The sequence below is a fragment of the Kitasatospora sp. MBT63 genome (genome assembly GCF_000710465.2).
In the GTDB taxonomy this organism is placed as follows: Bacteria; Actinomycetota; Actinomycetes; order Streptomycetales; family Streptomycetaceae; genus Kitasatospora.
Genome location: NZ_JAIZ01000313.1, coordinates 1 through 7,372 on the forward strand (window position 1 = coordinate 1; position 7,372 = coordinate 7,372).

Annotated in this window: 7 protein-coding genes and 1 pseudogene; 6 read left to right on the top strand and 2 right to left on the bottom strand. The window is 75.4% G+C overall.

All coding sequences use genetic code 11. The features are described from left to right. From AA75_RS49495 to AA75_RS19205, 3 genes and pseudogenes are all read left to right on the top strand, one after another. A pseudogene (locus AA75_RS49495) lies at positions 1 to 274 on the top strand (NUDIX hydrolase); the annotation flags it as partial. 75 nt (positions 275 to 349) lie between these two features. Next, a complete protein-coding gene (locus AA75_RS19200) occupies positions 350 to 733 on the top strand; it encodes a DUF6188 family protein (RefSeq protein ID WP_033821339.1) in 384 nt (127 codons plus the stop codon). Between the two features lie 174 nt (positions 734 to 907). Further along, on the top strand, positions 908 to 1,204 hold the full coding sequence (locus AA75_RS19205; RefSeq protein WP_033821340.1) for a DUF4193 domain-containing protein: 297 nt from the start codon (positions 908 to 910) through the stop codon (positions 1,202 to 1,204). Between the two features lie 79 nt (positions 1,205 to 1,283). On the opposite strand, the gene AA75_RS19210 is transcribed toward AA75_RS19205, so the two are convergent. Beyond that, complete coding sequence (locus AA75_RS19210) at positions 1,284 to 3,482, bottom strand: alpha-N-acetylglucosaminidase (RefSeq protein ID WP_033821341.1); 2,199 nt, start codon at positions 3,480 to 3,482, stop codon at positions 1,284 to 1,286. A gap of 363 nt (positions 3,483 to 3,845) precedes the next feature. Here AA75_RS19210 and AA75_RS19215 point away from each other — a divergent pair, with 363 nt between their 5' ends. The 3 genes from AA75_RS19215 to AA75_RS19225 all read left to right on the top strand — a co-directional run bounded on the left by AA75_RS19215 (position 3,846) and on the right by AA75_RS19225 (position 6,562). After that, entirely contained in the window at positions 3,846 to 4,637 is a 792-nt protein-coding gene (locus AA75_RS19215; protein ID WP_082526648.1) for a hypothetical protein, read from the top strand. Positions 4,638 to 4,764: 127 nt separating this feature from the next. Continuing rightward, a complete protein-coding gene (locus AA75_RS19220) occupies positions 4,765 to 5,958 on the top strand; it encodes an Ig-like domain-containing protein (RefSeq protein WP_082526649.1) in 1,194 nt (397 codons plus the stop codon). A gap of 85 nt (positions 5,959 to 6,043) precedes the next feature. Further along, a complete protein-coding gene (locus AA75_RS19225; protein ID WP_051812782.1) occupies positions 6,044 to 6,562 on the top strand; it encodes a hypothetical protein in 519 nt (172 codons plus the stop codon). A gap of 34 nt (positions 6,563 to 6,596) precedes the next feature. Here AA75_RS19225 and AA75_RS19230 read toward each other — a convergent pair. Further along, positions 6,597 to 7,372: polysaccharide deacetylase family protein (locus AA75_RS19230; RefSeq protein ID WP_033821342.1), on the bottom strand; the 776-nt coding region annotated here is incomplete at its 5' end.

Sequence of the window (7,372 nt, forward strand, 5' to 3'; positions counted from 1 at the left end):
GCTGGCGCTGGACTGGGTGCCCGCCGAGGCGGACCGGCCGGGTGACCGGGCGCGGCTGGTGCACGTCTACGACGGCGGGACGCTCGCCGCCGGGCGGCTCGCGACCGCGCGGCTGCAGCCGGCCGAGCTGGCCGAGGCGCGGATGTTCACACCGGACGGCGCCCGCGAGGTGCTCCCGGGGCCGTCCTGGGCGCGGATCGCCGGGGCGCTGGCCGCCCGGGACGGCGACGGCGGGCCGGCCGAGCTGGTCCAGGGGGTGCCGGCCGCGCCGTGAGCGGCCGGGCCCCGCGGTGGGCGCCCGGTGGGGCGGACAATGGACCCGGGTGACCGGGCGAGGGAGGCGGAGGCCATGGCGGCGGATCCGATCGAGGGCGCACTGCGCGGGCACCGGGTGGAGACCGTCGAGGGCGGCTACCGGCTGCGGGTGGGCCTGACCGGCGGGCTGGCGGTGACGGTGGACAACGACTTCCGGCTGACCGGCCCGCACGAGGTCGAGCACTTCTACCCCGGCCTGACCATGGCCCCGGCCGGCGGCCTCGCCGCACTGGTCGGCGCGTTGGTCACGGCCGTCCGGGTCAGCCCGGCCGGCAGCCTGGAGATGGACTTCGACACCGGCCGTACACTGGCCGTGCCGCCGGAACCCGGGCCCGGCGGACCGGCCGTGGCCTGGCGGGTGAGCGGCCCGGGCGGTGCGCTGTTCACCTCGGTGCCGGGCGGTTATCTGAGCGGCTGAACCGCCGGTGACGGACGGTGCGTTCCGGGTCCGGTGCCGGTTCACCGTCATCCGAACAGGTGCGGGCCGACCGTCCCGGCTTCCCCCTGCCGCGCGGACAGGACAGGATGTCCGTCGACACCCACCGCCGCGCGGTCCCCGACCGTGCGGTATCCCGACCGGAAGGCCGCCGTTTTGGCAACCGACTACGACGCCCCGCGCAACAACAACGAGGAATCGGACGACAGCATCGAGGAACTGAAGAGCCGGCGCAACGACAAGTCGACCGGTCAGGTCGACGCGGACTTCGAGGCGGTCGAGGGGCTGGAGCTGCCCGGCGCCGACCTGTCCGGTGAGGAGCTCGTCGTCCAGGTGCTGCCGGAGCAGCAGGACGAGTTCACCTGCGCCACCTGCTTCATGGTGCACCACCGCAGCCAGCTGGCCGGTAAGGACTCCCAGGGCCGGCCGATCTGCAAGGACTGCGCGTCCTGATCCGGCGCCCGCGAGGGCCGGGCCATGGTCGGTGTCCCTGATCATGGCCCCCGGGCCCGCTCCCCCGGCGCCGCCGCGGTCAGGGCCCGGTCGGCGGCGGGACGGCGGCCAGGACCTCCCGGGCCAGGACCACCGGGTCGCCCGTGGGGGTGAGCGGGTAGCTGCCGTGCTGACGGGTCCAGGCGTCGTCCACGGCGAACCAGTCGACCGGCGCCGGGTCGCGGCCCGCCGTCAGCGCCGCGTCCAGGCCGGCGAAGTACCCGGCCCAGCGGGGGGCGTAGAGCGTGGCGACCAGCCCCGACCACTCCCGGTTGGCGTAGTCGTGCACGCCTTCCTCGCTGGGCCCGCGCCCGGCCCAGGTGGTGAGGATGGTCCGGGCGTCGTACTCCAGCTGGTCCCGTTCGGCGTCGGTGGCTCCCCAGGAACGGGCGGCCGCCAGCCACGGGCCGAGCAGGAAACGGGCGTCGGAGCCGGTCACCCGGTCCAGCAGCGCCGCGTCCGCGGCCCACTCGGCGGCCAGGCGGCGGAAGGCCGGCCGGTCCTTCGCCCGGTAGGCGCCGGCGATCAGCGGCAGCAGCTCGCGGCTGCGGTCGGCGAGCGTCTGGCGGGCCGTGTTGACCAGGTCGAAGCGGTAGGCGTCGGTGGCCCGCCGCTCGGGGGCGACCTGGAGCAGTTCGGCGAGCGCGGTGCGGACGGTCTGCGGGCGGTAGCGCAGGGCGGGCGGGCTCCAGCTCGCCGCGGTGGCCGCCGCGAGGTCGGGACGGGCCGCGAACAGGCCGTCCTGCGGCTCGCTCCAGGTCCCCGAGGGCAGGCTGTACGGGCCGAGGCGCAGCTGTTCCCAGGCCGCGGTGGCGTGCGGGTCGGGGCCGCCGTAGCGCCGGGCCGCGTACCGGGCGAACCAGTCCCCCTGGTCGATCCCGCCCGACTCCCAGGCGAGTTGGGTGAACAGGTCGAAGGCGGCCGGGTCGGTGCCGGTGCCCTCGGGCAGGTAGGCGAGACCGCGCAGGGCGCTGCCGGGCCGGTCGCGCCACTGGCGGAAGCGGGTGGTCCAGGTCACGGTGTTGGCACCGACGGCGGTGTGGCCGCCGAAGTTGTGGATGGTGCCGAAGGCGTACGGGGTGCCGGCCCAGCTGCTCTCGCGGTCCAGGCCGTCGTAGCGGTCGGACAGTCCGTCGACGACCAGCATCCGGGTCCGGTCCACGCCGCCGAGCAGGGCGGCGGTGGGGTTGTCCTGCCACCCGAGGATCGCCCAGAGCGCACCGGGGTGGGCCGTCTGCAGGGCGCGCTGGACGGCGCCGGCGGCGGCACCGACGTCGACCGTGCCGGGGTTGCCGCCCTCGTGCAGCAGGTCCATCTTGTACATCGCGCTGTCGCCGAAATCGGCTCGCTGGGCGGCGTAGTAGGCGGCGGCCACCTCGGCGAACACGGGGGTGCGCGGGTCCAGCCAGTCGGGCCGGGCGAAGCCGACCCAGCTGCCCTGGGGGACGGTGACGGCGGTGGGGTTGCGGTCGGTGAACCCCGGCGGGACGGTCCCGAAGTAGCCGGGCAGCACCGGGGTCATGCCGAGCTCCCGGAGCTGGTCGGCGATCCGCCGGCCGAGCGCGGCGCGGTCGGCGGCCAGGTGCGCGGACACGGGCCCGCCGAAGCCGCTCATGTTCTGCAGCAGCCACCAGCTCTGGTGCGCGGGTGCGGGGATCCAGGCGCGCAGCTCGGCCTCGGTGTAGCCGAACCGGCGGAAGGTCTCGAGGTACGGCTGCTCGGCGCCGGTCTGCACGAAGACCTCGTTGACGCCGTGCAGGGCCAGCACGTCGATCTCGTGCTGGCGGGCGGCGAAGTCGCGGTAGGCGCCGGAGTAGCCGTCGTCGGTGTCGTTGAGGGCGTAGCGGTGGGCGACGGCGGCGGTGCGGGTGACCGGCTGCGATACGGCGGGCAGGGTGGCGGGGAGCGCGGCGAGGCTGTCGCCGGGCAGGCCGATGTCGACGCCCGCCACCTCGCGCAGGTACCAGCCGGCGCCGGCCAGCAGGGTGGCCGGGGAGGTTCCGCGGACCTCGACCGCGCCGGCCCGGCCGAGGACGGTGAAGGTGTCGGCGCCGGTGTCCCGGGCCGCGGGGGTGAGGGTGAGCTGGTCGGCGGCGGCCGCGGGCAGCAGCCGGTGGAGGCTCGCGACGGCCGCGGCCGGGTCGAAGGCGGGTTCCGCCCGCGCTGCCGCGGGGGCGGTGCTCAGGGTGGCGGCGGTCAGGGCCGCGGCCGCGGCCCACGCCGGACAGCGTCTCCTCATGGGGATCCCCTCGGCGGATGCGACGTCCCGGTCCGGCCGTCTGCAGGGCGGGTGTCTTCGCAGGTCGCGGCCGCCGCGCAGGCATCCGGCCGGTCCCATCGCAGCAGCGGCACGCGGCGGTGGTCAAGGACATCCGGGCCGCTGTCGGCCGATCGGGCCAACCGGGGACGGACGGGCGGCGGGTGAGCCGCGTCACCCGGTCGCGGCGGGCGGCCCGCGGCCGCCGGGGGCAATCGCGGCCTCGGGGAGCCGAGTTGACCGGCGGTGGACGGCGCGGCCGGGCGAGCGCGGGCGGAAATCCGGTGTCGGCCGTCGACGGCGGACCGCTAGCGTGGCCGCGAAGATCCACAAGGGGAGCAGCAGATGGTGGTAGCAGTATCCGGGCTCGGGGGCACCGGGCGGCGGCGGACGGCCGGTCGGGGCCTGGTGGCGGCGGCGGTCCTGGCGGGCGCGGTGGCCTGCGCGGGCGGCGGCGCGGGCGGGTCGGCGCCGGCCTCGGGCAAGGCGCCGGAGGCCTTCGGTGCGGCCGGCTACCGGGGTCTGACGCCGGGCCAGGCGAAGGACGCGGCGCTGGCGACCGGCGCGCTGCAGGCCGCGCCGGTGTCCACGCTCGGCGGGTGCACGGACTTCTCGTACCAGGGCGGGCCCGCGCCGGACCCGGCCCGGATGGCGGCCGAGACCGCCGCCGAGACCAGGTCGAAGGACCTGAACGCCAAGGCCGACGAGGCCGGCGCCAAGGCCGAGCAGGGCAAGGCCGGCCCGGGCGCCTCGGCCCGGGAGTACGCGGATGACGCCGGACGCCAGGCCGAGGCGGCCCGGCTGTTCGCCGACGCGACGCAGGCCATCGTCGACGAGATGAAGGTCCGTGAGGCCCGCGACGCGGCGTTCGCGGCGGCTGGCGGCGCGTCCTTCGGCAAGGACGGCCTGCGGGAGCTGGCCGCGCCGGCCGGGGCGCGTACGGCCGAGGGCGTCGGTGCGGGCTCCACGCTGGAGGAGCTGAAGCAGGCGTACGGCTCGCGCGGTCTGGAGCTGCGCAAGGACGGCCGGTACCAGGTGTCGGCCCAGGGCCCGGCGGGCTGGATGCTGGAGTTCACCGTCGCGGACGGCAAGGTCGGCTCGGTGACGCTGGTCAACCGCGACCTGAAGTGCGTCTGACCGGCCGGACAGCACTCCCGGCGCCGCCGCCGGAGATCCATGCGTGACCGAATCGTCCCTCTCTGCGGGAACCTGTCCGCCCGCTCCGGCGTGTATACGGCTGGAACCGGCAAGAGGGGTCATTCGGGTGGAACGGAACAACAGGGTCCTGGCGGTGGCGCTGCTCGGCGGCGCACTGGTGCTGACCACGGCGTGCAGCGGCGGCAGCGGAAGCGGATCGGGCGGGGCGGCGGCCGCGTCGAAGCAGAGGACCTCGGCGGCGGCGGTGACCATCGAGCCGGGCAACGGCGCGACGGACGTCAAGCCGACCGGAGCGCTCAAGGTCGCGGTGGCGAACGGCAAGCTGACCGAGCTGAAGGTCACCGGACCGGACGGCAAGGAGGTCCCGGGCGCGATAGCCGCCGACGGCCTGGGCTGGGTGCCCGCGGCCGGGCTCGCGGTGTCGACCGCGTACCGGGTGAGCGCCAAGGCCACCGACGCCGAGGGACTGGCCGCCACCGCGGAGAGCAGCTTCACCACCCTGACGCCCAAGGCGGGCGCGGGCCCGCAGGACAACATCGCCGACGGCCAGACCTACGGCACCGGCATGATCGTCTCACTGACCTTCAAGAAGGCCGTCAAGGACCGGGCGGCGGTGGAGCAGGCCGTCAGCTTCGAGACCTCCGACGGCAGCGTGGTCAAGGGCCACTGGTTCAACGACACCCGGATCGACTTCCGGCCGCAGACGTTCTGGAAGTCGCAGACCAAGGTGGTCGCGCACTACCGCCTCAAGAGCGTGGAGACCGCGCCCGGCGTGTACGGCGAGGTCGACAGCGACCAGACCTTCACCATCGGCCGCTCGCGGACCAGCACCGCGGACGCCGCCTCCCACCAGATGGTGGTCGAGGAGGAGGGCAAGCCCGCGGAGACCATCCCGATCAGCGCCGGCGCCTCCTCCCCCGCCTCGCAGAACACCTTCAACGGCACCATGGTGATCATGGCGAAGGAGGGCACCACCGTGATGGACTCCTCCACCGTCGTCAACCACGAGGGCCCGGACTACAAGGTCAAGATGCCGCACGCGCTGCGGCTCACCCCGACCGGCACCTACGTCCACGGCAAGTACGCCCCCGACAACCCGTTCGGCAGCCGCAACACCAGCCACGGCTGCGTCGGCCTCCAGGACGGCTCCGCGGAGGACGGCGACGACGGCTCGGTGGCGGGTAGGTTCTACGCCGCCTCGCTGATCGGCGACGTGGTGACGGTGAAGAACTCGGTCGGCCAGCAGGTCGACCCGGCCAACGGCCTCAGCGGCTGGAACATCGCCTGGGACAAGTGGTGACCACCCGCCGGGGTCCGGCACGACCGGCCCCGGCGGGCCTACCGTTGCGATGAGCACCCGCGCCCGCACGTCGAGAGGCAGCACGATGCACGAGAGCCACAGCATGGTCTTCGTGACCTTCGGATCCACCGAGGCCGCCCGCCGGGCGTACCACGAGATCAAGGAGGTGCACGGCGTGCGGCAGGCCGCCGTGATGGAGCGGTCGGCCGAGGGCCTGCTGGACGTACCGGAGAGCTGGGTGCGCGGCGCGGGCACGGCGACGGTGCTCAGCGGTGTGGTCGGCGGACTGGTCGGGCTGATCGGCGGGCCGATCGGGGTGTTCCTCGGCTGGGGCGCGGGCACGGCGCTCGGCGGCGGCGCGGAGTACAAGCGCCTCAGCGACTCGGCCGAGGGCCTGCTGGTCTTCAGCCGGGGCCTGGCCGACAGCACCAGCATGCTGATCGCCGAGCTGACCGAGACCTCCCCCGACGCGGTGGACGAGATCGCCGCCCGGCACGGCGGCCGGCTGGTGCGCCGCCCCGCCGACGAGGTGGAGGCCGAGGTGCGGGCGGCCCAGGAGGAGGCCGAGGAGTCGCTGCGGGCCGAGCACGAGCGACAGGACTGACGGCCGGCCGGTCAGCGGCGGCAGCAGCAGCGGTTCACCACGCCACGTCCGAGAGCCGGACGAACCGGTGGCCCGCGTCGAGCAGCTCCGGCAGCGCCGCGGCCACCCCGCGGGCGGTGCCGCTGCCGGGGTGGTTCATGTGCGCCAGCACGATCGAGCCGGGCCCGGCCGCGGCGACCGTGCGCCGGACCTGCTCGGCGCCGAACGTGGCGCCGCCGTCGCCGTTGACGGTGAAGCCGGCGATGCGCGCCCCCAGCGCGGTCACCACCTGCGCGGCCACGTCGTCGTAGTACGCGGTGCCGGAGCGGAAGAACGCGGGCGGGCGGCCGAGCAGTTCGGTGAGCCCCTCCTGGTTGCCGGCCACCTCGTCGTAGACCTCGCCGACGTCACGGGTGCCCGCGATGTCGTACGCCGAGCGGCCGGTCACCGACAGCGGCCGGTGCCGGGTGCCGTGGTTGCCGATCTCGAACAGCGGGTCGCCGGCGAGTTCCCGGAAGAGCTCGGGGTTGGCCTCCAACCAGCGGGAGTTGAGGAACAGCGTGGCGGGCACCTGCCGGGCCCGGAGGGTGCCGATCAGCGCCTCGTCGTACCCCGATCCGCCGGGGCCGCCGCACGCGTCGAAGGTCAGTGCAATGGCCCGTTCACCCTCGGGCAGTTCGGTGGCGGCGCCCGGCGGGTCGAAGCCCCAGCTGCGCGGCGACTCGCCGGACAGCCGCTCGACCAGCTCGGCGCGGCCGGGCAGGACCGCCGGGACGGCCCGGGCCGCCGGCCCGGGCGCCTGCTCCGCGGCCGGTGCGGCGGAGGGCCCGG

Bases quoted from the DNA above. Each gene is read 5' to 3' on its own strand.
- AA75_RS19210 (WP_033821341.1), bottom strand. From the start codon at position 3,482: ATGAGGAGACGCTGTCCGGCGTGGGCCGCGGCCGCGGCCCTGACCGCC.
- AA75_RS19200 (WP_033821339.1), top strand. From the start codon at position 350: ATGGCGGCGGATCCGATCGAGGGCGCACTGCGCGGGCACCGGGTGGAG.
- AA75_RS19215 (WP_082526648.1), top strand. From the start codon at position 3,846: ATGGTGGTAGCAGTATCCGGGCTCGGGGGCACCGGGCGGCGGCGGACG.
- AA75_RS19225 (WP_051812782.1), top strand. From the start codon at position 6,044: ATGCACGAGAGCCACAGCATGGTCTTCGTGACCTTCGGATCCACCGAG.